The sequence below is a fragment of the Akkermansia sp. BCRC 18949 genome (assembly GCF_045011645.1).
Classification (GTDB): Bacteria; Verrucomicrobiota; Verrucomicrobiia; order Verrucomicrobiales; family Akkermansiaceae; genus Akkermansia; species Akkermansia massiliensis.
Map to the genome: position 1 here is coordinate 700,670 of NZ_CP123619.1, position 25,938 is coordinate 726,607.

At 58.1% G+C, this 25,938-nt stretch carries 16 protein-coding genes; 10 read left to right on the top strand and 6 right to left on the bottom strand.

The window, feature by feature from the left end:
- Positions 1-3: 3 nt before the first annotated feature.
- Positions 4-2,532 (top strand): two-component regulator propeller domain-containing protein, encoded by a 2,529-nt coding sequence (locus P8A25_RS02865; protein ID WP_215442465.1) that lies wholly within the window; start codon positions 4-6, stop codon positions 2,530-2,532.
- Complete coding sequence (locus P8A25_RS02870; RefSeq protein ID WP_022397198.1) at positions 2,529-3,035, top strand: hypothetical protein; 507 nt, start codon at positions 2,529-2,531, stop codon at positions 3,033-3,035. The genes P8A25_RS02865 and P8A25_RS02870 overlap by 4 nt, the downstream gene beginning before the upstream one ends.
- A gap of 186 nt (positions 3,036-3,221) precedes the next feature.
- Here P8A25_RS02870 and P8A25_RS02875 read toward each other — a convergent pair whose 3' ends face one another.
- On the bottom strand, positions 3,222-5,681 hold the full coding sequence (locus tag P8A25_RS02875; RefSeq protein WP_215442466.1) for an autotransporter-associated beta strand repeat-containing protein: 2,460 nt from the start codon (positions 5,679-5,681) through the stop codon (positions 3,222-3,224).
- Positions 5,682-6,303: 622 nt separating this feature from the next.
- Between P8A25_RS02875 and P8A25_RS02880 the strand changes: the two genes are divergently transcribed.
- Positions 6,304-8,847, top strand: a complete 2,544-nt coding sequence (locus P8A25_RS02880) for a two-component regulator propeller domain-containing protein (protein WP_215442467.1) — start codon at positions 6,304-6,306, stop codon at positions 8,845-8,847.
- Positions 8,844-9,371 (top strand): hypothetical protein, encoded by a 528-nt coding sequence (locus P8A25_RS02885; protein WP_102726592.1) that lies wholly within the window; start codon positions 8,844-8,846, stop codon positions 9,369-9,371. Before P8A25_RS02880 ends, P8A25_RS02885 begins: the two co-directional genes overlap by 4 nt.
- Positions 9,372-9,706: 335 nt before the next feature.
- Here P8A25_RS02885 and P8A25_RS02890 read toward each other — a convergent pair whose 3' ends face one another.
- The gene (locus tag P8A25_RS02890) at positions 9,707-11,704 is read right to left on the bottom strand and encodes a beta-N-acetylhexosaminidase (RefSeq protein WP_215442468.1); all 1,998 of its coding nucleotides are present in this window, start codon (positions 11,702-11,704) and stop codon (positions 9,707-9,709) included.
- A 237-nt stretch (positions 11,705-11,941) separates the two neighbouring features.
- On the opposite strand from P8A25_RS02890, the gene P8A25_RS02895 reads away from it, so the two are divergent.
- Positions 11,942-12,730, top strand: a complete 789-nt coding sequence (locus tag P8A25_RS02895) for a hypothetical protein (protein ID WP_146018241.1) — start codon at positions 11,942-11,944, stop codon at positions 12,728-12,730.
- Between the two features lie 43 nt (positions 12,731-12,773).
- On the opposite strand, the gene P8A25_RS02900 is transcribed toward P8A25_RS02895, so the two are convergent.
- Positions 12,774-13,373 (bottom strand): M15 family metallopeptidase, encoded by a 600-nt coding sequence (locus P8A25_RS02900; RefSeq protein WP_102726589.1) that lies wholly within the window; start codon positions 13,371-13,373, stop codon positions 12,774-12,776.
- Positions 13,374-13,574: 201 nt separating this feature from the next.
- On the opposite strand from P8A25_RS02900, the gene P8A25_RS02905 reads away from it, so the two are divergent.
- The 3 genes from P8A25_RS02905 to P8A25_RS02915 all read left to right on the top strand — a co-directional run bounded on the left by P8A25_RS02905 (position 13,575) and on the right by P8A25_RS02915 (position 17,979).
- On the top strand, positions 13,575-15,365 hold the full coding sequence (locus P8A25_RS02905; RefSeq protein WP_215442469.1) for a chloride channel protein: 1,791 nt from the start codon (positions 13,575-13,577) through the stop codon (positions 15,363-15,365).
- 197 nt (positions 15,366-15,562) lie between these two features.
- On the top strand, positions 15,563-17,089 hold the full coding sequence (locus P8A25_RS02910; protein ID WP_215442470.1) for a sigma 54-interacting transcriptional regulator: 1,527 nt from the start codon (positions 15,563-15,565) through the stop codon (positions 17,087-17,089).
- Positions 17,086-17,979 (top strand): squalene/phytoene synthase family protein, encoded by an 894-nt coding sequence (locus P8A25_RS02915; protein ID WP_022397733.1) that lies wholly within the window; start codon positions 17,086-17,088, stop codon positions 17,977-17,979. The genes P8A25_RS02910 and P8A25_RS02915 overlap by 4 nt, the downstream gene beginning before the upstream one ends.
- A 1-nt stretch (position 17,980) precedes the next feature.
- Here the strand turns inward: P8A25_RS02915 and P8A25_RS02920 are convergent, their stop codons facing one another.
- The 3 genes from P8A25_RS02920 to P8A25_RS02930 all read right to left on the bottom strand — a co-directional run bounded on the left by P8A25_RS02920 (position 17,981) and on the right by P8A25_RS02930 (position 21,275).
- Positions 17,981-19,570, bottom strand: a complete 1,590-nt coding sequence (locus tag P8A25_RS02920) for a glycoside hydrolase family 75 protein (RefSeq protein ID WP_215442472.1) — start codon at positions 19,568-19,570, stop codon at positions 17,981-17,983.
- The gene (locus tag P8A25_RS02925; protein WP_250715597.1) at positions 19,567-20,412 is read right to left on the bottom strand and encodes an SDR family oxidoreductase; all 846 of its coding nucleotides are present in this window, start codon (positions 20,410-20,412) and stop codon (positions 19,567-19,569) included. The genes P8A25_RS02920 and P8A25_RS02925 overlap by 4 nt, the downstream gene beginning before the upstream one ends.
- 440 nt (positions 20,413-20,852) lie before the next feature.
- Positions 20,853-21,275, bottom strand: a complete 423-nt coding sequence (locus P8A25_RS02930; protein WP_022397736.1) for a DUF6941 family protein — start codon at positions 21,273-21,275, stop codon at positions 20,853-20,855.
- 192 nt (positions 21,276-21,467) lie between these two features.
- Between P8A25_RS02930 and P8A25_RS02935 the strand changes: the two genes are divergently transcribed.
- Positions 21,468-25,004, top strand: a complete 3,537-nt coding sequence (locus P8A25_RS02935) for an ATP-binding cassette domain-containing protein (RefSeq protein WP_022397737.1) — start codon at positions 21,468-21,470, stop codon at positions 25,002-25,004.
- Between the two features lie 226 nt (positions 25,005-25,230).
- On the top strand, positions 25,231-25,797 hold the full coding sequence (locus P8A25_RS02940; protein ID WP_022397738.1) for a hypothetical protein: 567 nt from the start codon (positions 25,231-25,233) through the stop codon (positions 25,795-25,797).
- Positions 25,798-25,938: the final 141 nt, after the last annotated feature.

The window sequence follows — 25,938 nt, forward strand, 5'->3', positions numbered from 1 at the left end:
GCTATGCTGCTGATTGTTATGGGGATGTGGACTGAGGGGGGAATTGCCTTTGTCCAAGTGCCGGAACAACTGCCGGAATGCCCGGTGCGCTTCATCCGCGGTACCCTGGTGGCGCAGGATGGAGCTATATGGGCCGTGGGGGAGAGGGAAAGCGTTTACCGCCTTCAAGTCGGCGACAGGGCATACGAGAAGTCGTGGCTCAACATGGATTATTATTCCGGCTTTCCCAAAGGAAAGAATTTCACCTGCATTGCGGAGGACAGGCAGGGCCGCATCTGGGTGGGCACGGACGACAGCGGCGTGGCCGTTTTCAACGGGAGGGAGTGGAAGACGTATGACCGCGGCAATGCTCTGAACGGAGAGCATGTTTATGCGCTGGCCGTCTCTCCCGTTTCCGGGGAAGTGGCCGTTGCCACGTCCGGAGGCGTGTCCGTTTATGATCCCGGGAATGATTCATGGAAGGCGCTGGACCGGTCCACGGGACTGGTGGAAGACCAGGCGGCTTCCGCCGGCTTTGACGCCAGGGGGAATCTGTGGCTGGCCTATGCCTGCGGCGGCGTGTCCTGCTCGCCGCGCAAGTCGGGGTACATGCAGTGGAAGAACGTGCAGGCGCCGTGGTACTGGGACAGCAAGCAGTTTGCCCGGCAGCCGTACCAGCCGTATGGGGACGGGCTGCCTTCCAATATCTGCAATGTTCTGGCCTGTACGGAAAAAGACCAGGTGCTGGTAGGCACCTGGTCCGGCCTGGCGTACAGCAACGGCATCAGCTCCTGGCGTTTCTTGCGCGGCCGGGATTATGCCCGGAAGAATAGTAATCTGTATGGTTCCGCTGCGCGGAAGACGGCCGTTCCGGGTGAGGGAAATGCCAAAATGCTGTCGGAAGACTTCGTGTCTTCCATCCTCCGGCAGGGAAAGGATATTTTCATCGGCTACCGGACGCAGGGAGTGGACGTGCTGGATGCCGAAAGGATGACGGTGCGCCGGAGAATCAGGAAGGGACTGGAAAATACGGATGTCCCCTCCCTGCTGGCGCTGAAGGACGGAAGTGTCTGGGCGGCGACGTATGGGAAAGGGCTTGTCAGTCTGAAAAAGGGTTCCCTGTCTTATCAACTGGACAGGAAGCAGCGGGACGATGAAATCGTGTTCCCGTCCCCGGCCCGGATGGAGGATTCTGCCGCAGTCCTGAGGAGGCTGGAAAAGCTGGGTGCGGGCGCGCATGCGGGGAAGAGCATTGTGTTCCGCGGGGAGGACTGGTCCACGAAGGGGGACTGGTGCGGGAGGTACGGCCTGACGCGCGCCACGCTGTGCGCCATGAATGCCCCCATGAACAATTCCGAGTTTAAAGCCAAGCAATTACCTGTCCGCATGGAAACGAGCGCTGAAGACCCTAAATGGAAACGAGTGTATCCCTGTTATTGGATTCAGGGACTGATGGGGCTCAACCGCAATCAGGGAGATGGATTGCGCTGGTGGGTACAAAGCGCCAATGTGGCAGGAAACCGCAATGTTCTCTTTGACCCCAGTGATTCCACAAGAACAGAGGCGGAATGGGACGACCACGGGGAAGTATATCCGTCCTTTGTGGACGGTCCCGGTATATGGGTAGCTGTGGAAGTGCCGGAAGGGGTTCATGAAATAGCCCTGTATTTCTATAATCCCAACGGATATCTTCAACATGAATCCAGGCGGGATTATGTGGTAGAAGCCCGGAGGCATCCTTTTTCTTCTTCCATTCAAAGCCTGTTCGACAACAAAGCGGATATTGAAATTGGGAACCGCACTAAAAAAGGGAAGACGCTTGCCGCTTCTATGGAGCAGTGGCAGTCGTTCCCGGTGGAAGCGCGCACGCGCGTTTCCAGGTTTGCGGGGTCCGGAGTTTACAAGCGCTTCATGTGCAGGAAAGGCGGCGTATACTTGTTCCATGTTTGCAGGAACGGTTCCTTCAATACTATTTTAAATGGGGTATTCATCAATGCGCTTCTTCCTCTGGAAATGAGAACGCCTGATGAATTGCCTTATTATGTTGATGGATTATTTGCAGGCATTATTCCTTCCCCCGAGAGAGTTCATTCTTCTGTTGCCGGGCCGGAGGAGAAGGTTCTTCTCAATCAACTGCTCACTCTCCAGTATCAGCCACGGTATGTTACGCCCGCAGGATGTTCCTGCTTGAACAGGTACATTCTTTCCTCATTCCGTGAGGCGGTTGAAGGAAAGAAAAAGAGCAGGTGCTTGGAAGACTGGTTTCAATGGGAAGCCAGAATTTACTCTCCCGATGTACGTTCTTCTTTTGACCAGACCATGGCGGCTGCGTGGGACCAGTGTCAGATTTATTATCCGGATCTCAGATCCAGGGAATGTGTTCCGAATGCCCCGGGCACGATACCTTTTTCCGTAAATGAAGTTTATTTGATGGATAAGCTGGATATTGATTGGAGGCAATATCGAGATGATGCCGAACAACCTCCTGTGAAATCAGTTCAAGAGATGAAGAAACACCTTGAACATGAATCCCAAAAGAAAACGACAACATGAATAATAAAATGATATTGGCTGCGGGAATCAGTCTGTTGAGCATGAACGTGCTCAACGGAGAGATTACCGGGGAGCATACCATGTGGTCAGGAACTCATCTGAATTATGATGGGGTTTCCATTATTAATAAGCCGGCGCTTCCCCAAAAAGGAGTGGAAGCAAAAAAGGGTGTAAAAAATGCCTACAATATTATGCCGGGTAAAGTGACGGTGATCACAAGCCTCAATAAAAATCCTCAGGAAAAACAGGAATGGCTGTACAAAAAAATACATGAAGTACGGATATCCATGACTGGAAATATATATGTAGCGCTGATATTCGCCGATACGAAGAATGATGTCCCCTTCGCCTATGATCCCAATAAATTTGGAACATCGGGAACCCTTTATTCACAAGTCTATATCACGGCCCTGCACAAGGTGACTAAAATGGAGAATAAAAGTGATTTCGGGACCAGCGGAAAGGATGAAGACCCTACTTTTACTTTAGTTAAGAAAATATGACCGGCATTCCGGCAGTATGATGCGGAGGTTTTATTCCTTATCCGGAAAGGGATAAGACTTCAAACAAGGGTTTCCGTATGGCAGCGGCCCTTGTTTTTTAGAGTTGGATATATAGCAAACAGGGGCTGTTCCGCACCTTGCTGGCGGAACAGCCCCTGAATGGAGTCTTCTGTTAATTCAGGAAGCTCAGGCCTTCTTTCTGCGGCGCATCAGCAGGGCCGTGAGGCCCAGCAGGCTCAGGGTGGCCGTGCCGGGTTCCGGTACGGCCAGGCCGGTGAAGGTCAGGCTGCCGTTGTTGTAGGTAACGCCGTCCCAGATCAGGTTCTGGCCGTTCTGCGTAAGCGTCAGCAGGGAATCCCAGTCGATGTTGTCCGCCAGGGATGTGCCTTCGCCCACAGTGATCAGGTCGATCGTCAGGGAGGTAAGGTCAAGCGCCAGGGCGCTGTCCAGATTCAGCGTCAGGCCGCCGGTCAGGTTCAGGGTGGACGTTCCCTGCATGTCGATCAGAGCCGTGTTGAAGCTGGAGAGGTTCAGCGTGGCGTTGTTCAGCGTGGCTGAGGTAGTGCCGGAAAGCGTCAGCACCTGGCCTGTGGAAATCATGGGCGCGCCGGAAGCGTTGCCCAGGATTACCGTTGAGTTGTTGATGGCGGCGTTCCCCGTCAGGCTGACGGTGAGGTCCTTGGGAGCGGAAGCGCTGCCGAGGTTCTGGATGGTGCCCGTCTGGAGCGTAATGGCGTTGGCCAGGGCCTGGCTGTTGGCGTTGAGCGTTCCTCCCTGCACCAGAACGGAACCCTGGCCAAGTGCGGTTGCGGAGTTGGTCTGGAGCGTTCCCTGCACGATGGTGGTGCCGCCGGTGTACGTGTTGTTGCCGGAGAAAACGACTACGGAGCTGTTCTTGTTCACCTTCACGCTCATCTGGTGGGAGGCGTCCTTGTCGGAAATGACGGAGGAAATGGTGAAGTTGTTGCTTCCGCTGGAACCGTTGGTGACCAGCAGTTCTCCTTCGCCGGTGATCGTTCCGCCAAGGTTGGTGGCGTTTCCGTAAAGGGAGCCGGAGATGGTCACGCCGGCTCCGGCGGCGTCAACGGTAATGTTGGCGCTGATGGGGGTATCCGCGCCATACGCGCGGCAGTTGAGCATTTCAAATGTGGAGCCGGACTTCATCAGGATATCCGGCGTGCCGCCCAGTACGATGCCTACGCCATTCAGGCTCAGCTTGGAGTTCTGGCCGATGGTGATGGATTCAAACGTGTAGGCGGTGTCGCTGCCGGACAGGTTGACTGTGCCGGCGTCAATGATCAGGTGTGCGATGTCGGAGGCATGGTTGGCATTGATGGTGCCGGTGCCGTCCGTCACCTTGCGGACCGTCAGGGTGCTGTCTGCATGGGTGATGGGAATGAGCGTTCCCCCTTCAAAGGTGTATTCCACGTCTCCGGCTCCCGTCAGGGTGAGGGAGGAGGCGGTGTGCGCCCAGGAGTCGTTGGCATTGTAGTTGGCCGCCGCTATGGTCAGGGCTCCGGCGAAGGTCCAGTTGGGATTGGCTGCCGTGAGGGAGGCGTTTTCTCCCAGAGTCAGGGCTCCCGTATAGCGGGAGGCGGTATCTCCCGTGATGGAAATGGAGGCGTTGTCCCCCAGAGTCAGGGCTCCGGAACCGGCCAGGCCCGTCAGGGTGCTGGTTCTGTTCATGATGACGGTGCCGGCCCCGTCCAGAGTAGCCGTTCCGGACAGGCTGGAGGATACGGTGAGCGTGGTGCCTTCTGCCGCGCGGAGGATGCCGGGGCCCGACAGGCTCAGGGTGCCGCCGGAAATGGTGAGGTTTCCGCCGGTGAGTAGGATGGCGTCCGTATGGCGCGTTTCCCCGTCCGCAATAGTCAGGGCTCCCGGGCCGTTGGTGACGTTGATGGAGGCATAGGTGCCGGCTCCGTCAGCGGAGTCCGTCCATGCGGCATCCCCCAGTTGGGAGGAAGTCCACTCGGAGGAGGAGCCATCCAGCGTAGCGGAAATTTTAACGCCCTCATAGGTATTGACGATCTGGATGCCTGCAATGCAGCCGCGGGTGCCTGAGCCGCTGGTGTTGCTCGGAGCGGTGATGCTCAGGTTGGGTGAAGTCTGGCCTTCCACATACAGCGTATTGGTCCCTTCCACCGCCTGTCCAAAGGTTCCCGTTGCCCCCCACCCGGCAGAGCCTGCCACGGTGGAAGTTCCGTTCCAGGTGTAGGAAACGCCGTTGACGGTCTTGGCGGAGAAATTGCCGTTGGCGGTGTCCGTATTGCAATAAATGTAGACGCCGTAGGTCAGGAAATCAACGCCGCTGACATTGATGGTGATGCCGCTGCCGTCGTCCAGGTAGCCCTTCAGCATCTGGCCGTCCCCGGTGGAGGGGGTGTCGCCTCCGCGCCAGGTATTTTTACTGGACCAGGTGACGGTCGCTCCGGTGGCGTCTCCGTTGTTATCCTTCAGGTTCTGGGCCGTGGATTGGGAAGCTCCGCTGAATTGATTCCAGTTGGAGCCGGGAACGGCTTCAAGCCCGGCGCTGGAAGAATCGGAAATGGTGCCGTTTGGTTCGTTGGTACCAAAATTGATGCTGATGCTTTCTCCGGCAGCCTGGGATTGGGAGGCGAGAGTTCCGAAGAAGGCGGCTGCCATAAGCCACGCTGTTAGTTGATAAGGCAAATGAGGTTGCATGAAATTAATACTATAGTAATTTAAATTATTCCATTCAAAATTCAGGAGAGAAAGAAACCCCTGCGATACCCGGTTCTTATCGGATTCCGAATCCGAAGTCAACAGGAAAGTTTGGTTTAAAACATGTTAGAAGAATTTGGATTTGGAAAAATTGGAGAAATAGCAATTAATGAAAAAATGAATTAAATGATAACTATCTGACAGTCTTGATATTCATGTGTTCAAGGCATTGCAACGGATTCGGAATTCGATGTTGATGAATGTCCGGAAAGAGCATTTTTGAAAGAAGAAAAAGCGGTTGGTCGCCGCTTTTGAGTTAGTCTCCTGCATTTTTTCTGTCCGGGTACAGGAAGGGCGGTGTGTCTTGGGTTTTTCTAAACCTGAATAATTTTTATAACTAACATATATTGAATGACTTATATATTTGACTGTAAACTGATTGTGTGGTTTTTTGATTGGATAAAATTGAGAATAACTTGGAAATGGGGTTGACGTCAGCAAAATACGATAATATTCTCACATAATAATCAGGAAATAATTGGTTATGTTAATTAAATTCAAACATTTCATAGGAACACTCGCATTGGTTTTCCCCCTGCTGGGGGGATGGTCCGCAGGAGAAGTCAAATCTGTCCAGATCCCGGAACAACTGCCGGAATGCCCGGTGCGCTTCATCCGCGGTACCCTGGTGGCGCAGGATGGAGCTATATGGGCCGTGGGGGAGAGGGAAAGCATTTACCGCCTTCAAGTCGGCGACAGGGCATACGAGAAGTCGTGGCTCAACATGGATTATTATTCCGGCTTTCCCAAAGGAAAGAATTTCACCTGCATTGCGGAGGACAGGCAGGGCCGCATCTGGGTGGGCACGGACGACAGCGGCGTGGCCGTTTTCAACGGGAGGGAGTGGAAGACATATGACCGCGGCAATGCTCTGAACGGAGAGCATGTTTATGCGCTGGCCGTCTCTCCCGTTTCCGGGGAAGTGGCCGTTGCCACGTCCGGAGGCGTGTCCGTTTATGATCCCGGGAATGATTCATGGAAGGCGCTGGACCGGTCCACGGGACTGGTGGAAGACCAGGCGGCTTCCGCCGGCTTTGACGCCAGGGGGAATCTGTGGCTGGCCTATGCCTGCGGCGGCGTGTCCTGCTCGCCGCGCAAGTCGGGGTACATGCAGTGGAAGAACGTGCAGGCGCCGTGGTACTGGGACAGCAAGCAGTTTGCCCGGCAGCCGTACCAGCCGTATGGGGACGGGCTGCCTTCCAATATCTGCAATGTTCTGGCCTGTACGGAAAAAGACCAGGTGCTGGTAGGCACCTGGTCCGGCCTGGCGTACAGCAACGGCATCAGCTCCTGGCGTTTCTTGCGCGGCCGGGATTATGCCCGGAAGAATAGTAATCTGTATGGTTCCGCTGCGCGGAAGACGGCCGTTCCGGGTGAGGGAAATGCCAAAATGCTGTCGGAAGACTTCGTGTCTTCCATCCTCCGGCAGGGAAAGGATATTTTCATCGGCTACCGGACGCAGGGAGTGGACGTGCTGGATGCCGAAAGGATGACGGTGCGCCGGAGAATCAGGAAGGGACTGGAAAATACGGATGTCCCCTCCCTGCTGGCGCTGAAGGACGGAAGTGTCTGGGCGGCGACGTATGGGAAAGGGCTTGTCAGTCTGAAAAAGGGTTCCCTGTCTTATCAACTGGACAGGAAGCAGCAGGACGATGAGATTCCGTTCCCGTCCCCGGCCCGGATGGAAGACCCTGCCGCAGTCCTGAAGAGGCTGGAAAAGCTGGGAGCGGATGCGCATGCGGGGAAGAGCATTGTGTTCCGCGGGGAGGACTGGTCCACGAAGGGGGACTGGTGCGGGAGGTACGGCCTGACGCGCGCCACGCTGTGCGCCACGAATGCCCCCATGAGCAATTCCGAGTTTAAGGCCAAGACCGTGTCGTTCCGAACCCTTTCCTCCGTTCCGGGTTATCCCGGATACCAGGGGGCCGTGTCTTCTTACTGGATCCAGGGATTGATGGGGCTCAACCGCAACAAGGGGGATGCCCTGCGCTGGTGGGTGCATAGCATCAAGGAGAATGATAACCGCAACATTCTTTTCGATCCCACGGATTCCGTGCGGACGGAGGCAGAGTGGGACGACCACGGGGAAGTGTATCCGGGCTTTGTGGACGGTCCCGACATTTGGACCGTTGTGGAAGTGCCGGAGGGCGTCCATGAAATAGCCCTGTATTTCTATAATCCCAACGGTTATCTTTCCAATGAATCCAGGCGGGATTACGTGGTGGAAGCCAGAAGGCATCCTTCCACCTCCTCCCTCGTCTTCCAGTTCAACAATGTGGGAGACCTCGCGATAGGGGAACAGAACAAATGGGGGAAAATTCTTACCGCCGCCATGGAGCAGTGGTATTCCTTCCCGGTGGAAGCGCGCACGCGCGTTTCCAGATTTGCGGGTTCCGGGGTTTATAAGAGGTTCATGTGCAGGAAGGGGGGAATCTACCTGTTCCGTGTTTGCCGCAACGGTTCCTTCAATACCATTTTAAACGGCGTATTCGTGAATGAAAAGATTCCGTGGGAAATCCGCATGCCGGAGGAACTGCCCTATTATGTGGCCGGCCAGCTCGCGGGCATTGTTCCCACTCCAGAGAGAGTGAACGGAGCCACCCTGGGGCAGAGGGAGAAGGCCGTGTGCAAGCCCCTCTATGAGCTGCAATACACGCGCAAGTACCTGACGCCTGCGGCGTGCAGCCTTCAGAACAGGTATATTCTCTCCCTGTGGCGGCAGGCCCGGGAGAACCGGGCGGAGGGCGGCTGCCTGGCGGATTGCCTCCAGTGGGAAGCCAGAGTCAGTGACGACCGGGTAAGGGCTTCCTTTGATGAAACCATGAAGCGCTCATGGGACCAGAGCCAGATTTATTACATCGGCAACCGGTCCCGGGATTTCATGCCTAATGCTCCGGGCACCGTTCCTTTCTCCCCCAGGGAACTGCGCCTCATGGCCAAGCTGCGCATCGACTGGCGGCAGTACCGGGACGATGCGAAAAATCCTCCTGAAAAAACTGTTCAGGAAATGAAGGAATTCCTCAAAAAGGAATTATTAAAACAACAACAAACCAGAAAACAACAATGAATAAAATTGCCTGTGCAATTATGGTTTCTCTCTCAGGGACCTGCTTCCTGAAAGGGGAAATAGCTCCGCCGGAAACGGAGTGGAAAGGGGCGCGCCTCATTTATGAAGGGGTCTCCATCCAGAACGAGGTGACTCTCCCTCAAAAGGGGGTCATGTACCATGATGAGGATAAATTATCCTTCAACATTACAAATGCCACCATCGAGATGACTACCAGCCTCTCCAAGAAGCCGCAATGCGGAAAGGAGTGGTGCTACAAGGGCATCAGCCACATCATTATCAAATATTGTGGTCCGATCGCCGAGCCTGATGACGGAGGGACCATCTACTTCGAGCCGACCTACAATCATCACGTTTGGTTTGATAATGACAAGTATGGACAATGGGGAATTATGTTCTCCAAAGTTTATATCATCACCCGCATCAAAAATGCGAATATCGAGGATACCAAAGACTATGGCATCAGCGGGGAGGACGGAAGCATCTTTTTCCAATACGTGGAAAAGATGATGGCTGAAATGTGAGCTGCGCCCGGTTTCCGCGGATGAAGATTATCGTCCGCTGATTCCGGTCATTCAGGCGCCGGAGGTCTGCAAGTGAGGGCCTCCGGCGCCTTTTTAATGCAACCGGAACCCGGGGTGCGCAGCTCCGGGTGAAGGCGGCAGCAATTCCGCTCTGCTTGATGGAAGGTACGGGCTTCCTGTTCGTGAAAGGCACCCTGTGCCTGGGAAACCTGATGGGATTGAAAAAGAACAATGCCTGGGAAGGATAGTCCAAGCGGCAGTATCCCGGTTGCTGAAACAAAAGCCGGAGGGCATGAAGCCCCTCCGGTTTTTGTTGCGGGTTGATTCAGCAGTTTTTAGGGCGCTTCACAGTACACCGTTCCGTAGGAGTCGCTGCCTCCGGCCCCCTTGAATCTGGCCTTGACCGTGTAGGATGCCCCTTGCCTGGCTTCCGGAACGTTCAGGATGTACTGGATATTTTTCTGATCGGTACCGCTCCTGCCCGAATGAGCGTCCCGGGCAATTTCCTTCTCACCTTCATACAGGGCCACGGATTCGATTTCAATGGCGTGTGCCCCCTTGTCGTAGAGCAGGGTCACGGTGTATTTGCCGGGAACCTTGATCAGTTTGGTGACGTCGAACGAATGCTCCTGTCCGGACAGGTCGTCAGGCGTCCATGTGCCGATCTGCGGCGTGTTGAAAAAGTCGGACTTGTCTATCCGGTTGATCACATCCCCGGCGTACTTGATGCCCATCAGGTCCATGCGCCCGCTATATTCCTTCAAGCGCTTTTTAAAATCCGGGAAATCCTTTTTCCCGGCAGGTGTCCAGCCCACTTCCGCAAAGGCGCAGGCCCGGGGGAATGCCTGGTGGTGGAGGCGCTCCGTATTGGCAATCCATTCCGTCCATACCTGCGTCCCCAGCCCCTTGACCCTGGAATGGTACTGTTCCTCCAGGCCCGGGAAAATGGGCTCGAAGCCGTATGCCTTTTGCAGGGAAATTCTGCCGTAGCTGTAATCAAGGTAAGTGGAGCTGTGGAGGGAATTGATGACCTCATGCCCGTCCTTGATGGCGTTTTTAGCCAGGTCCGTATTCCCTTTCCAGAAGTGGATGACGGCGTTCGTGTCCAGTTTGGTTCCGGCTTTGCCTCCGCCGTCCCCGTTGACGTCATGGCCGTAAATCTCATTCCAGCCCATCATGCGGCGCCCTTTTTTGGCGACGATGCCGGACATGCGGTTGGTGAAGTACATCTGGACGTCCGCATAACTCTTCATGTTGTTCTTTTTCATGAACGCCTCAATTTCCGGAACGTCCTTCCATTGCTGGGCATAGCGCACTTCATCGCCGCCGATATGGATGATCCTGCTGGGAAACAGCGCCACGACTTCATCCAGTACGTCGGACAGGAAGGCATAGGTCTTTTCCGAGGTAGGGTCAAAGGCCGTGTTGACGATGAACGTGGTGGGTACTTCCCTGGGTGATTTCAAGCTCAGGAACGGGTACGCTGCGGCAGCCGCGCTGGCGTGGCCCGGCATTTCAATTTCAGGGACGATGGTGATATTGCGCCGGGCCGCGTATTGAACGATGTCCCTGATCTGCTCCTGGGTATAAAAGCCTTCATGCGGCGTGCCGTCGGACTTGCCGCTGTTCCACGTACCGGTTTCGGATTCCCTGCGCCTGGAACCGATGGTGGTCAGACGGGGATACTTCTTGATTTCAATGCGCCATCCGACGTCGTCCGTCAGGTGCCAGTGCAGGATGTTCATTTTCAACAGGGCCATCTGGTCGATGATCTGCTTGATGGCTTTTTCACCGAAAAAGTGGCGCGCTTCATCAATCATCAGCGCACGCCAGGAGAACCGCGGGTAGTCCACCATGTTGAACGGAGCTCCGGAAATATTCCACTGGACGGCGGATTTGTCCGCCTTCCGGTCGTGGAAAATGACGGGCATCATCTGGATCAGGCTTTGCCCGGCGTAAAAAATGCCTTTGGCATGGGCGGCTGAAAGAATGATTCCCCTGGGGGAGGATTGGATGGAGTAGGCTTCCTCCCCCTTCGCGGCCAGGGCCGGGTCCTTTTTAATGATGATGCAGGCGGCATTCTCCGGTGCTTCTCCGGGCGTTTTAAGGGGGAGGGGCAGTCCGGTTCCTTCGCCGAGCATCTGCTGCAATTGCCTGGCGCGGTTCAGGAAAGCCTTGTCCTGCGTCGCGGTAATGATGGCGGACGCCGGCGTGAGCTGGGCAGGCTTCCCGTGGAACACCGTGATTTCTGCCGGTTTCGGGATAATTTGTTCTTGCGAAAATGCCGCGGGAAGGCAGGCGGACAGAACGAGCGCGGGAATAAGGAACTTCATGAATACGGTCTTGGATACAAATCCTGCTGACACAATCTTTCAATGGAGGTTTGTTTTTTGGCTCTGGAGGCTGCATATTGTTTTTTCCATGGTGTCCCATTTTCAGAAGGCATTTTATCCGGCTGCGGGCGGAGTATCGGCTTGCAGTAAAAAACGGAGCGGGAGTACAACATGGAAGGATGCCGTCCTCGTCCGGATGCGCCGCCCCAGAAAACGCCTGTCCAACCATAAATGAATATGAAAACGAACACTGCGACTCAACTATTGCTGGCGGCCTGTGCGGGTGTGCTGTCATGCCCCGGCGCCTGGGGTTCCACGACGGTTTGCCAGGATCAGTCCTACTACCTGAAGACGGCCTGCCCCCATCCCCTTTCCCTGGCCGGCCCCACGGATGACCGGGTTTATCTGCGCTTCCAGACGGGATGGGCCAGCAAGTACGAGTGCGAGGGTCTTGACCTGTGGGACGGCTCCCTGTGCATGTTCGTTCCTGAAATACAGTACAAGGAATGGGTGGGGAAGATATGGTACGGCGTTTCCACGGACCACCGGAACCATGCGGAATTAAAGTACCGGCTGGATTACATCAAGGAGCTGGGGAACTGGACGGTGATGCCTTGGTATGAGCACAGCTTTGTTTTTCCGGGGGACAAGGGCATCCCGCGCCCCGGCCTGAAGACGACCTATCATTTTTCCGACCGCTGGTTCGGCGGCACGGACCTCTACTGGCAGTATAACAATCATACGTTCCGCGGCTATTACGCCGTGTTTGCGGGGCTGCACGAGGAGATCGCGGATTGCGTGAGGGTGGATGCCGTGGTGCGTTACGGCTACAACGGGGGGTACGTGGGCCCGGTGGTGCACCACGGATCCAACGCCCTGGATTACAACCTGAGTTTTACCTTCCGCGCTACCTCGCGCCTGACCGTGGAATTGTTCACCAACTACAGCCAGGCGCTGACCGTGGTGAAGCAGAGGGACCTGGGGGATGATTTTTATTACGGCATCAACCTGAAATATACGTTCTGACGCCCGGGCCGCTCCGGTGCCGCCTGGGGGCTTCCGCGCACTTTCACGGCCTGGCGAACTGGAAGTGCATCCAGTCGTAATTCCTCTCGCGTCCCAGGGAAAAGGCCCCCTCCTTTTCTACGATGGACCAGAAGGCATCGTATTCCGGTCCGGAAAAGACGGCTTCCGGCGCGCTCATGTACAGGGTATTGCGTTCGGGGTCCATGTCTATCGCAATGCCCCACGCGTGCAGGGACGGGCGGGAGCCTCCGCGGATGGGGCGGTTGTTGAAGCAGCCTCCGTAAACGTCCAGCCGCAGTTCGCGGATGCGCTCCATGCCGTAATGTTCCAGCGTGCGCTGGAAAATCCTGGTGAGCGGCACGGCGATGAAACGGTGGCAGGTAATGGACGCAAGCTCCGTGTCCGGGGACCAGGACGGCCTCAGCGGATAGGGCAGCGGAACCGTGACCAGGGAGGCCGGGTCCCCCGGCTGTCCGAAGATGGAATGGCCGGAAAGCACTTCCCGTTCCGTGGGCCAGACGGAGGCGGGATGTTTGAGGCCGTACAGCTGGCTGCCTGAAATGGCGCAGGCAATCAGCAGAAGCGCCTGCTTCCGGAGGCGCGGGGATAGCCGTGGCGGAGGTTGCGGCGTGCGGTCAGGCATGGGAAAAGGGGTTGGGGTTCTTCCGGTGTAGCAGGTTTCCGGCGCGGTGCAAGACCTTTGCCGGGCAGGCGCCTTCTCCGGAGGGAGCGGCCTTCCGCGTCTTGCGGCCCTTCACGGATGAAGCACTGCAGGTATTTTCTGCGGCATCGAACATCCGGAGGCGTTTTTTTGTCACAATGGAATAATATTGCCGCTTTGCCCATGAATTCTCCATCCCCCCAGCCCCAGCCGCCGCCGGATTCCGTCTGGTACGGGTGGATTTTAAGGCTGTTCCATCATTGGAAGGTGGGGGAAAGGCAGGTCACTTACGTGTGGGCCGTGATCGTGGGGGTGGTGGGCGCCAGCATGTCCCTGTTTTTTGAGTGGACGGTGGAAGTGATTCAATGGCTGCTCACGGGCATCTGGTCGGATTCCCGCGTAGGCACCTTTTCCCAGGTGGAGCCTGAGTGGCGCATGTTTATTCCGGTGGTGGGCGGCCTGGCGGCCGGCTGCATCCTGCTGTTCCTGAAAAAAAGGATGCCGGGACAGGCCACGGAATACATGGAGGCCATGTCCATCGGAAACGGGCTGATCAAATTCCGGGCGTCCGCCCTGAAGGTGTTTTCCGCGGCATGGAGCATTGCTTCCGGAGCGGCCATCGGCAAGGAAGGGCCTATCATCCAGTCCTCCGCCTTGATCGCGTCCGCGGTGGGGCAGCGGCTGCACGTATCCATTCCGCGGCTCCGGCTGCTGGTCGGCTGCGGGGCGGCGGCCGGGTTCACCACGGCGTTCCATGCCCCCTTTGCCGGGTGCCTGTTCGTGAGTGAAATCATCATCGGCACCGTGAGCATGGATATTCTGGCGCCTCTGCTGATTGCCTCCTGCACCGGGTTCGCCATGCTGCACCTGCTGGGGGATCCCGCCCCGCTGTACAGTTCCCCGTTTGAAAGCTTTACCGTCTTTTCCCAGTCCCTGTGGTGCATTGCGCTGGGAGTGGCGGCCGCCGTGGCGGCCAGGGGATGGGTCAGCCTGCTGGATGTAGCTACCAGGTATTTGAACGGCCGCCAGTCCCTCCTGCCGCTGCGCCTGATGGCCGCCGGACTGGTTGTGGGGGTGCTGGCGGTTTTTTATCCGGAGGTGGTGGGCAACGGGCAGGCCCTGATTACCGGGCTGGTGGATGAAGATTACAGCACGCAGCAGGCGTTTATCCTGCTTCTGGTGAAGGTGTCCGCCGTGGCGATCGTGTTCGGCTGCGGTACGGTGGGCGGAGCCATGACGCCCACGCTGTATGTGGGAAGCATGGTCGGGTTTATTTTCAGTACGGTCCTGACGTCTCTGGGCATGGAGGGCAACCATACGGTGGCGTATGCGATGGTGGGGATGGCGGCCTTTTTTGCCGTGGCGGCCCAGGCTCCCCTGACCGCGCTGGTGATGGTGGTGGAGTTCTCCATGAGCGGGGAAATGATTTACCCGCTCCTGATCGGCGTGGTGAGCGCTTATGGAACGGGGCGGCTGATTCGCGCGCGGTCCATGTATGCCGCCAGCCTGTCCGGCAGTCCGGAGTCCGTGGTCAACCTGCCCATGGCGCAGGTCCATGTGCATGACCTGGCTCGCCATGTGGTGCCCCAGGTGGCGCCGGACGCTTCCCTGGACGACGTTTCCTCCCTGATGCTGCGGAATCCCGGAGACCTGATTTTTGTGGTGAAAAAGGACGGGACTTATGAGGGTGCCATTTATCCGGATGACTTTCTGGCTGTCCGCCGGCAGATGGAGGAGAAGGGGAAGAGCCCTCCTCCCACCGCCGGGGAGCTGATCCGCGCGGGCGCCCCCGTGCTGGATTCCGGCACCCATCTGACGGATGCCCTGAAATTGTTTGAACAGACCCATCTGCCCGCCTTTCCCGTGGTCTGGAAAAATACCGGGCGGCTGGATGGCGTCCTGTACCGCAACGCGCTGTTCCAGGTCATCACGGAAATGATGAAAAGGGAGTCCGGCGGAGACGTGGGCATGTGAAACGGGAGGAAAGAGGCGCCATGCATTACAATTTTGTAAACTTCTTTTCTCCTTCGTTCATAACAACATCAAAGTTAAGTACTAGAACGTTATCTGCATTTCCCGCGGCAGCTTTTTCCCCGGCTGCATGACGGTGGAAGAAAAAGTAGTTGGTCTGCCAGGACCGTACGGTTAATATTCGCCCAGCCCCGGACTTCATGAATGAAATAAACAAGTCACCGGATTTGGAAATGGTCGTGCTGCAGGAAATCAGCTCCGCCATTGTCAATGAACGCAACGGCACGGCGCTGCTCCGGCATATTCTGGACGTGCTCTACCGCCGCATGAAGATGCTGCGCGGCACCTTCACCATCCGCCGCGGGAATGATCTGATGATAGAAGCGTCCCACGGCCTGGACGAGCAGGAGATGAAGCGCGGCCATTACCATGTGGGGGAGGGCATTACGGGCCATGTGGCGGAAACGGGGAGGCCCCATGTGATTGAGGACATTTCCCGGGATTCCAGGTTCCTGAACCGTACCCGTACCCGCAAGAGCGGGGAAAAGGTGGCGTTCATCTGCGTGCCCATCATTCATTTGCAGCAGGTGATCGGCACCCTGAGCATTGACCGTCCCGTGGACAGGGAAACGGACCTGGAACGGGACCAGAAGCTGCTGGAGATTGTGGGCAACATCGTGGGGGACGCGCTGGCGGCCAGCCTGCAGGCGCATGAGGAACGGGCGGCCCTGATGGCGGAGAACGAGAAACTGCGCCAGCTTTTAACAACCAATCCGGGCGAACTGATCGGCAACTGCCGCCCCATGCTCCAGGTGTATGAACAGATACGCCAGGTGGCCCCCAGCGACGCCACGGTGCTGATCCGGGGCAGTTCCGGAACGGGGAAGGAGCTGGTAGCGCGCGCCGTAGTGAACCTGAGCGGCAGGAAGGACAAACCGCTGGTGACGCTGAACTGTGCGGCCATGCCGGAAAACCTGCTGGAAAGCGAGTTGTTCGGCCATGAAAAAGGCTCCTTCACCGGAGCCACCGCCCGCCGCATCGGCCGGGCGGAGGCGGCGGACGGAGGTACCCTGTTTCTGGATGAAATCGGGGATTTGAGCCTCCAGATGCAGGTGAAGCTGCTGCGCTTTCTTCAGGAAAAGACTTTTTCCCGCGTGGGGAGCAACAGGGAGCTTCATTCCGACGTGCGCTTCATTGCCGCCACCAGCCGCAATCTGGAGGAATTGATGGCGGAAAACAAATTCCGGGAGGATTTGTACTACCGCCTGAACATCTTCCCCATCGTCATGCCGGACCTCTCCAAGCGCAAGGGGGACATCATGCTGCTGGCGGAACACTTTCTTTCCAAGTTCAACCTGAAATACGGGAAAGATATCAAGCGGCTGTCCACGCCAGCCATCAACATGCTCATGGCCTACCACTGGCCCGGCAACGTGCGGGAGCTGGAAAACTGCATGGAGCGTGCAGTCATCACGGCGCAGGACGACTGCATTTACGGTTACAACCTGCCCGCCTCCCTCCAAATGCCCAGCCATGACGCTCCGTCTTCCCGTAACGGAGAGGATCATGCAGACTTGCCGACGATGGTGGATTCCTTTGAACGGGAATTGATTGTGGCCGCGCTGAAACGCTCTCCGGGCAACATGTCCGCAGCGGCGCGGGAACTGGGCATTTCCCCACGGGTGCTCCATTATAAAATGCACAGGCTGGGCCTGCAAAAATCATGAAAGGCCTTCGTCAGCTTCTGTCCGCCGTTTCCCGGTCCTTTTATTTGAGCATGCGCTTCCTGCCCCGGGAGATGCGCCCCGGCGTGGCCGTGGGCTATCTGCTGGCGCGCGCTACGGATACGGTGGCGGATACCGTGGACATGGATTGCCGGGAACGCCTGGCGCTGCTGAGGATGATGGGCGCGACGGTAGCCGGGGACGCCTCCCGGGAGGCCGCCGCCTCCTGTTTTGGCCGTCTGGGCATTCTTTCCACCGTCCAGACGCACCGGGGGGAGGCGGAGCTGCTGGCCCGTTTCCCCGAATGCCTGGCGCTGCTGGAAGCCCTTTCCCCCCGTGAGCAGATGCTCGTGAGGCAGGTGCTGTCCACCATTGTGGAGGGGCAGGCGTGGGATTTGGAATATTTTGAAGCCCGTTCCTCGGTTTCATGTCCCGAACAACTGGAGCATTATACCTACATGGTGGCCGGCTGCGTGGGAGAATTCTGGACCAGGCTGGGCCTGCTGGCGCTGGGGTCAGGCTTCAGCACGCAGCCGGAGGACCAGCTTTTACGCTGGGGCAGGCACTACGGCATGGGGCTGCAATTGGTGAACATTCTGCGCGACCGGGAGGAGGACCTCTCCCGTGGAAGAAGCTATTTGCCTACTCCCGATGTTCAGCCGTGGCTGGACCGGGCGGAACGCTGGCTGAAGGAAGGCGTGTTTTATGCGGAATCCCTCCGGAACGGGCGGCTGCGTTTTTCCACCGTGCTGCCCGCATGGCTGGGGCTGGATACGCTGGAACTGCTCCAACGGCAGGAACAGCCGGGGACAGGAAAGGTAAAAATCACGCGCGGGAACGTTTATTCCCGCATGTGGAAGGCCTTTCTCTTTTCCTGGAAGGAAGCCCTGTAGCCTACGCGGCGGTTTTGCCGGGTTCCGGAGCGGGCGGAGTGACAGGGGAGGCTGCCGGGGCCGCATTTTCCGCCGGCTTGTCCGCAGGGGCATCCGCCTTCTTCTGGCCGTTCGCAGGTGTTTCCGCAGGATTGCCGCTCCCTTGTTTGGGCGCGGGGGGAGCGGGCGGCGGCTTGGGCGCCAGCAGGTCCTCCCACTGGTGGAGCTTGAAATCCTTTCCCATGCCGCCGATGTCATGGAGCAGCTCCTGGCATTTGGCTGTAAGCTTCTCGTAGTCGGGCGGTCCGGCTTCCGGATCCGCGGAACCGGGGAAGATCAGGTAGCTGACTACCAGGTCGGAAACGGGGCGGCTGTAAGGCCCCGCCTTGGGGTTGATTTCACGGCTCAGGCGCAGGGAGCCTTCCCCCGTCTTGTAGCGCGGTCCGGCGTCTCCCACCAGGGCCGGGTACAACTTGTCCCCCACGATGACGACGGCGTAATCCCCGAACTGCGGGGAAAAGGGAGAGGATTGGTTGACCACTCCCAGCGGGACCACGATGAACGGATCGTATTCCGAGATCAGGAAACTGTAGCGCTTCAATTCTTCAATGACCCGTTCCGCGTGGTCTATCTTGCGGCGCAGGGCCGGTTTTTCCGCGGCGGAGGCTTTTTCCAGCGTCTTCTTGTAGGAAGCCAGCCTCTGCTGCCAGGGCTTGAGGAGGGGATTGGGCTTGTCCGTGCGCTTCTTCCAGCGGTAGGAAGTGCTGGGCTGGTAGAAGGAGCTTTTCAGGATTTTATCCGGCATGGTGGACAGGCGGTCCCCGTCCGAACCGTCGGAAACAACGTCCATTTCACTCTGTAGCCAGAGGAGTTTTCTGCCCGTATCCGGATAGGTGGTTTCCAGAATCGTCTCCGTATCGTAGTAATTATGGCGGTCCAGGAGCTTGAGCAGGGAGGCCAGGTTCTTGCGGATTTCCGTCTGCTTGCGGACGTAAATCTGCCCGTAATAGGGGGAGACCCGCGCATGCTTGAACAGGGTGGACAGGCCGGGAAGCATGGTTCCCAGCTTGGGGTTGATGTTCAGGATGTCCTCCTTCTTTGTCAGGGCCTTGGGCTGCTTGACGTTCAGGGTGAGGGTCATCTGGTAATTGCTTTTAGTCTCCCTGTCCCTGGAAGCCAGGGTGCCGGGCTGGAAATTGACCTGCGTTTTCAGGTTCAGGCCGCGTGCCAGTTCGTAGATATTCGTCATGGCTCCCTCCGCGGGCTTCGTGGGGAGGACGGGCGGGAAGGGGGGATACTGCACCGGAGGGAGGGCAATCGTGCGCTCCGGCGTCCAAGGCGTGGTCAGCCGTGAATCTTCAGGTTCCTTTCCGGAAACGGATGGAGTAAGGGGGGGCGCAGGCTCTTCCTGTCCGGGCTGTTCCGCAGGGATGGATTCATGCGGCGGATAGGCCCCGGAATCCGGGGGCGCCTGTTCAGGTCCCCCTTTCAGGGCCCGGATAATCTGGGCCGGATACGGTGTGAACAGGGATGCCGCCATGGCTGCCAGGCAGATGCAGACTGCAAGCTTGAACCAGGTGAGGCGGGGTGTTCCGCGGCGGTGTGCTTTCATGATGCTGAAGAAGGTGAATCGTTGGGGGCAGGAAGGACTTTCCGGGGACGCCTGCCCATGAAAAAGCGGATCAGCCCCAGCGGGGCAATGCTCAACAGCAGGGCCGCCAGCCGTATTTTCATGCCGGGGAAGACACGTGCGCGCCCGCGGGACAGGGCGCGGAGGCTGTCTTTCACGACGGTTTCAACGGACGTGTCAAAGGCGTTGCGGCCCGGCATCATGTTTCCGGTAAAGCCGGGGCGCCGGGCCGCTTTTCCGAAGCCCGTGGAAACCGGGCCGGGGCAGACGGCCAGCACGCGGATGCCGTGTTCGCGCAGTTCCAGCCGCAGCGCTTCCGACAGGCTGGAAACATAAGCCTTGGTGGCCGCATAAACGGCAAAATCCGGAATGGGCAGGAGGGCTCCCAGGGAGCTGAGGTTGATGATGTCCCCGCCGTTCCGTTTCATGGAGGGGATCAGCGCATGGCACAGGCGGGTGAGGCTTTCCACGTTCAGGCGCAGCAGGGCGCGGATTTTTTCCCAGCGGCCGTCCGCGAATTCTCCGTAATCCCCGGCTCCCGCATTGTTGATCAGCAGGGTTCTGCCCGGAGGAAGGCTGTCCAGATGTGAAACGAGCGTGTCCAGGGAAGCTTCATCCGCCAGGTCGCAGGGAAAGACGGAGGCGCGCAGGCCGGGGTGGCGTTTTTCCAGCGCGGCGGCAAGCTGGCGCAGGACGTCCCCGTTCCGGGCAATCAGCACCAGTTCCGCCGCATGAGGGGCCAGCGTTCCGGCAAAGGCTTCCCCGAATCCGGACGATGCGCCCGTGATGATAATCCTGTCGTACTGGAGGCGTGGGGTTTGCATGGCGGGTGGGAGCGGTTCGTATCATGGTCAATCCGGTGGGGAACCGCAATGAAAAAGGGGGCTGGAGAACGCAAAAAAGGCGCACCTCCTTTCTTTCCAAAGAGAAAAGAGGGCTGCGCCAACCATGGCGCTTCCCCACCCGGCGAAAGCCTGCCTGCGCTCTCCCGGGAATGAGGGACTCCCGGCCCTCATAGCCATGTCCGGTTAGTAAAAGAGAAAAATGAGCCTAGGTTCCGCTTTGAAAAGCTTTTCAGTACGAAGGCCGGAAAGCCACCTCCGCTCCCGGGGGGAAGGCTTTGTGAGCGAACCGGCTTTCATGGGAACATGGAACCGGTGGTTTTCATCCCCCTCCTTCGGACAGACGGGGGCTCCATGCACCCCAACAAAAAACCGCCTGCCGGGTGAACGGGAGGCGGTTTGATGAAAAAGAAGATTTATTCTTAGGCCTGGGGAGCTTCTTCCTGCACCTGCACCACGCGGAAAGGCACGCGGGAGGCCAGTTCGCCGTCAACCGTCAGGTCGATGGAGTAGTTGCCGGGCTTTTCAAAGCGCAGGCCCTGGAAGTTCATAATCAGGTTGCGGGTGAAGAAGGAGGCGCCTTCCGGGAAAGCGGGCACCGGGAAGTTGATCTTGATGGGCATGCGTTCCTTGTCCAGCGGCGTGCCGTCGGCGTCAACGATGCTCAGGCCCAGTTCGTGGGTGCCTTCGTCTTCAGGAGTGAGGCAGATGCGCAGGGCAACGGCGCAGACGGGGTGCACGACGGGGAACTGACGGGCGACCAGGGAGTCAAAACCGCCCTGGATGCAAAGCTTGCCCTGGTAGTCGGCGGCGAAGTCACAAAGAGTAGAAACTAAAATATCCATGTTGTGATAATGTTGATGTATTTGGCTCGCTTTCGCATGGAAAGCATGAACATTGGACAGAACTATACTTCCTCCAGACCTATTGCAAGATAAAGCTGTAGAAAATATTGTCATTTCTCCGTGAAATTCCGGTTGCGCTTGAGGTAGGCCGGGAATCCCTGTACTACTGGTTCCGGCAACGCGTTCCCTGGCATGATCCGATGGTTTTTTGACATACCCTCCAAGCTGATTCACTGGAGGCTGAATCTGGTCAGGACGCTGGGCGCCTACGTGCCGTGGCTGCGCCGGGACGACGGTTCCATGAAAGTGCATGCCGGCACGCTGGTGGACCTGTTTGCCACCATTCTGAGCGGGCGCCGCCACTTGAGCGCGCGCGACGCGGATGCCGCGCTGGACATTCTGCGCTACACCTTCCCGGAAGTGGAGCACCGCTGGCTTTCCAACCGTTTCGAGCGTTCCATGCGGGCCAATCTGACGGTGGCGGACGTGCTGGCTTCCGCCGCCTCCGGCAGGGACGAGACGGAGCGCATGGCGATTGCGCTGGAAGTGCTTTCCCTGCTCATCAACACGGGAGACCCCCGCATGACCGGGGAGCTGTTTGACCAGGTGACGTACGGCCTGGAACTGCCGGGTACGGCAAACCACTTGAGGCAGCTTCTGATGACGCCGGACGTGGAGGCCCAGGAGCCGGCGTACAGCGTCGGTTTTTCCTCCGGCATTGGTGCGGAGGTATCCCTGCCGGAACAGGACAAGGGCATTTCCTTCCGCCTGATCCGGTGTTCGCGCCTGGTGCTGGTGGTGAATGACGGCTCCAGGCCTATTGTGGTGCGCGGCCGCCACCTGCCGCCCGGCGGGGTAATGCCGCTGACCAACGGGCAGGTGGTGCTGCTGCCGTCAGGTCCGCTAAGCTTTGAAGACTTCGCGTTCTTCCTGGATTGCAAGCGTTCCGGCAAGCAGGAAGTATGCTATATTTCCCTGGACAACGGCGCCCTGCAAATCAGCCGGGTGCGTTCACGGGCCAGCGAGGTGCGCGTGAACATGGGGTTGGCGTGCAGGGTGGAGGTTCTGAGGCCGGAAGTGGAATTCGTGGTGGACGGGCGGCGCCTGTACCCCGGTGAGAACGTGCGCATGGCCTACTATTCCTCCTTCACGCTGGACGGGGAGGGGCCTTTTTCCATGGGGGAGGTGCAGAACTCCATGTCGGACATCGGACGCCGCTTCCGCCTGGACCCCGGGACCCGCAAGCTGCGCGTAACCAACCTGCCGGAAAAGGCGCGCAAGGGGGACATGCTGCTGACGCCGGGTCTGGCCGCCGGAGTGGTGCTGGAGGTTTCCTTTTCCAGCGCCACCAATTCCGGCTGGCTGGAAGTGGTGGAGGCTTCCATGCCCCTGCTGCTCAATGGCAGGCCCGTGCGGGGAAGGGTTTCCCTGCGCGACGGGGACGTGGTGCACCTGAACGCCTACCACGCCTTGCGCTGCCGTTTTTCCGCCGGGGTGCTGGATGAAGAATACCACGCCATCAGAACCCTCAGCGTGGAGGGCGTGACCAAGGAATTCATGCGTTCCGGCCGTGTGCTGGACAACATTGACCTGACCGTGAAGCGCGGAGAGATGGTCTGCATCCTGGGCCCCAGCGGATCCGGAAAAAGCACGCTGCTCTCCATGCTGGCCGGGCAGCTTCCGCCCACGCGCGGCTGCATCCGTTACAACAACCAGCTTCTGTACAGCGCTCCGGACCTGATCCGGCCCTACATCGCCTTCATTCCGCGGGAGGACATTCTGGATGCGGCCATGAGCGTTTCCGAGCACATCGCCCAGGCCACCATCATCCGCCGTCCGCGCCTGACCCGGTCGGAGCGCGTCAGGCGGGTGAACGCCATTCTGAAATTCCTGGGACTGACGCACATCGCCTCCCGCCGCGTGGGAGAGATGAATGCGCGCACCATTTCCGACGGAGAGCGCACGCGCCTGAACCTGGGGCTTGACCTGGCGGGCATTGCGGACGTCTTCCTGCTGGACGAGCCCATCAGCGGCCTTTCCACCTCCGACGCCAAGCTGGTCATGCAGACCATGCTTAACATGAGCCGTGACAAGATGGTGATCGCCACCATGCACCGGCCCAGCACGGCCATCCTGAACCAGTTCCAGAAGGTGCTGGTGCTGGACCACGGCGGCCAGATGGCCTACTGGGGAGACGTGCCGGGCATGATGCGCTATTTCCGGAAGGCGGCCGTGGATATGGCCATTGACGTTTCCGAGGAGGCGCGGACGGCCGGCGGCGCGGACTACGTGTTTGAAGTGCTGGAAGCCCCCCTTTCCTGGCATGACCGCCGCAGGCGGCAGCACCCCCGGCTGTGGCAGGAGCGCTTTGAAGGCTACCGGTTCCGCAACGTAATGGGGCACCACCATGAAGGAGGGGCGCCCAGAACGTTGTATGAAGGCACGCTGGAATTCCCGCCTGCCCCCCGGCGCAGCGTGATGCAGCTCTGGCGGCTTTTTCGCATCTGGGCCGTGCGCACCTTCCTGGGCCGCGTGCGGAGCCGCATGGGGCTGTACACCATGCTGCTGGAAGGGCCGGTGCTGGCCCTGCTGATTTCCCTGACCCTGCGCGCCTCTTCCAGCCCGGAATACACGTTTGCCACCGCCCTTCACATACCTTCCTATTTGTTCCTGGCGACCATCGTGGCCATGTTCTTCGGCCTGACCGGGGCGGCCAGCGAAGTGCTCAAGGACCGCGCCCTGCTCAAGCGGGAGAGCAACGCCAAGGTGTTCGTGACCGGTTACGTGCTCGCCAAGGCGCTGGTGCTGACGGGGCTTTCCGCCGTGCAGTCCGCCCTCTTCCTGTGGGTGGGGAACGCCATCCTGGAAATCCATGAAATGTTCCTGATCTACCTGGGGACGATGACCCTGACGGCCTTCATCGGCGTGAGCCTGTCCCTGCTGGTCTCCGTCTTTGCCAAAACGGAGCGGGCGGCGCTCAACATGGTGCCCCTGCTGCTGATTCCCCAGATACTGATGGCCGGGGCCATTGTCCACTTTGATGAAATGAACCAGTTCATCCCGTGGTCCGCCCACCGCACGGATGAACACGGGCGCCTCAAGCCGGGCCGCGTGCCGCTGGTGGCGGAATTCTGCCCCCTGCGCTACTCCTTTGAAACGATGGTGGTGGACCAGGCCTCCAAAAACGTCTGGGAAAGGGAGCGTGAAACCATTCAGGAGAAAGTGGACGAGCTCAAGGAGCAGCCCCAATTGGACAACAGGGAATTTGAGGAATTCAAGCTGCTCAAGATGGCGCTCCTGCATATAGCCGCCATCGGGGCGGACGATCCGGAACAGGCCAAGGCCGCGGTCCGGCGGGTACGTAGGGCGGCGGTCAACGGCTATGAGAAAAACTACAGGCAGGTGATTGCGGAACTGGAACAGCAGGGGAAGGGCAAGCCCTCCGTTAAATCCTTTTACGTCAATGACCGCATTGTAATGCTGGATGAATCCGCGGAAATCCAGCGCGTCAGCCGTGATACGCTGGACCGCCCGGAAATTTTCCTGGCGCGCCGCCAGCCCCTGCCGTGGGGCAACACGGGGAAGGCTCCGGACGATCCCGGCTACAGCGCGGACGAAGGAACGGTGCCTACCCCCTGGAAGGACTCCCTGCTGCTGTTCCTGATGGGGGCGGCCCCCCTCTTCATCACGGGGCGCGTGCTCAAGCGGCGTTTGGAAAAGGTCAGGTAGGTTGATCATAAGATGATGCTGCTTATGCATGAACGCTGCTGGAAGATGCGGAGAGGGGTTTCCGTATTTCGCGTGTTTTGATGTGCTGGGGAAGATAAACCAGGCCGTCCGTTCTTTTCCCCGGGGGCTTTGAGTCCGCGGAACAGCATGAAGATGCAGATCAATGCAGTTATTTTGTTGACGTTCTCCCAAGAATCACTATCTTGAAAAAAACTCATTTTCCATTATGTTTGCCCGTGTATTTAACAAGTATTCTCTCTCCTTTTTGTCTCTGGCGGCAGTGTCTGCCGGGCTCCTGTCCTGCGGAGGCAGCGGCGATAGTGGAGAAGGAACCTGTCTTCCCTCAGGCAGCAGGCTGAATATGGTAGTGCCGATTACGGATCAGGTGAACCCGGATAACGCCTCCTCTCTCATCATCCAGCTGGATGGCAATGATACCGACCTTCCTCTGGCGAAGATTCAGGGAGCCGCTGCCGGTACTTCTATTCCCGCCACGACTCACATGGTGTACAGAAGGACGACTGCGGAAAAAGCTTCTCTGGTGGGCAACTTCGTGATTGCTCAGGGCCAGGTCACTTTGCCTGGTCCGATTGTGGTGATTTTCTACGGCTCCGTTCAGGTGAACATGGACATCACATTCAATACCTCTTCAAAGTATGAAACGGCCGAGGGTACGTGTACGGGCAACGTTTCGTTCGTGAGCGGCATTCAGGACGGAGAAGGAGCTATTGTTGCCGGGAACCCCTGGGCGGGAACGGATGGCACGGTGTTCTATTATCCTACCGGTAATTGAGTGGCCCATGAGTCACAGTTTTTATATTCAAAGTGCGGTCATTCGTGAAGGATGGCCGCGCTTTTTTTTGCAGGAAATATGTTGAAAAATTGGGGAAAATTATGCCTGGTGACATTTTCATGCATGCTGGCGTCTTTTTTG

Excerpts from the sequence above, each read along its gene's own strand:
- P8A25_RS02925 (WP_250715597.1), bottom strand. The coding sequence starts at position 20,412 with ATGCAAACCCCACGCCTCCAGTACGACAGGATTATCATCACGGGCGCA.
- P8A25_RS02920 (WP_215442472.1), bottom strand. The coding sequence starts at position 19,570 with ATGAAAGCACACCGCCGCGGAACACCCCGCCTCACCTGGTTCAAGCTT.
- P8A25_RS02940 (WP_022397738.1), top strand. The coding sequence starts at position 25,231 with ATGTTTGCCCGTGTATTTAACAAGTATTCTCTCTCCTTTTTGTCTCTG.
- P8A25_RS02900 (WP_102726589.1), bottom strand. The coding sequence starts at position 13,373 with ATGCCTGACCGCACGCCGCAACCTCCGCCACGGCTATCCCCGCGCCTC.
- P8A25_RS02890 (WP_215442468.1), bottom strand. The coding sequence starts at position 11,704 with ATGAAGTTCCTTATTCCCGCGCTCGTTCTGTCCGCCTGCCTTCCCGCG.
- P8A25_RS02915 (WP_022397733.1), top strand. The coding sequence starts at position 17,086 with ATGAAAGGCCTTCGTCAGCTTCTGTCCGCCGTTTCCCGGTCCTTTTAT.
- P8A25_RS02930 (WP_022397736.1), bottom strand. The coding sequence starts at position 21,275 with ATGGATATTTTAGTTTCTACTCTTTGTGACTTCGCCGCCGACTACCAG.
- P8A25_RS02905 (WP_215442469.1), top strand. The coding sequence starts at position 13,575 with ATGAATTCTCCATCCCCCCAGCCCCAGCCGCCGCCGGATTCCGTCTGG.
- P8A25_RS02910 (WP_215442470.1), top strand. The coding sequence starts at position 15,563 with ATGAATGAAATAAACAAGTCACCGGATTTGGAAATGGTCGTGCTGCAG.
- P8A25_RS02885 (WP_102726592.1), top strand. The coding sequence starts at position 8,844 with ATGAATAAAATTGCCTGTGCAATTATGGTTTCTCTCTCAGGGACCTGC.
- P8A25_RS02895 (WP_146018241.1), top strand. The coding sequence starts at position 11,942 with ATGAAAACGAACACTGCGACTCAACTATTGCTGGCGGCCTGTGCGGGT.
- P8A25_RS02865 (WP_215442465.1), top strand. The coding sequence starts at position 4 with ATGCTGCTGATTGTTATGGGGATGTGGACTGAGGGGGGAATTGCCTTT.
- P8A25_RS02875 (WP_215442466.1), bottom strand. The coding sequence starts at position 5,681 with ATGGCAGCCGCCTTCTTCGGAACTCTCGCCTCCCAATCCCAGGCTGCC.
- P8A25_RS02870 (WP_022397198.1), top strand. The coding sequence starts at position 2,529 with ATGAATAATAAAATGATATTGGCTGCGGGAATCAGTCTGTTGAGCATG.
- P8A25_RS02935 (WP_022397737.1), top strand. The coding sequence starts at position 21,468 with ATGATCCGATGGTTTTTTGACATACCCTCCAAGCTGATTCACTGGAGG.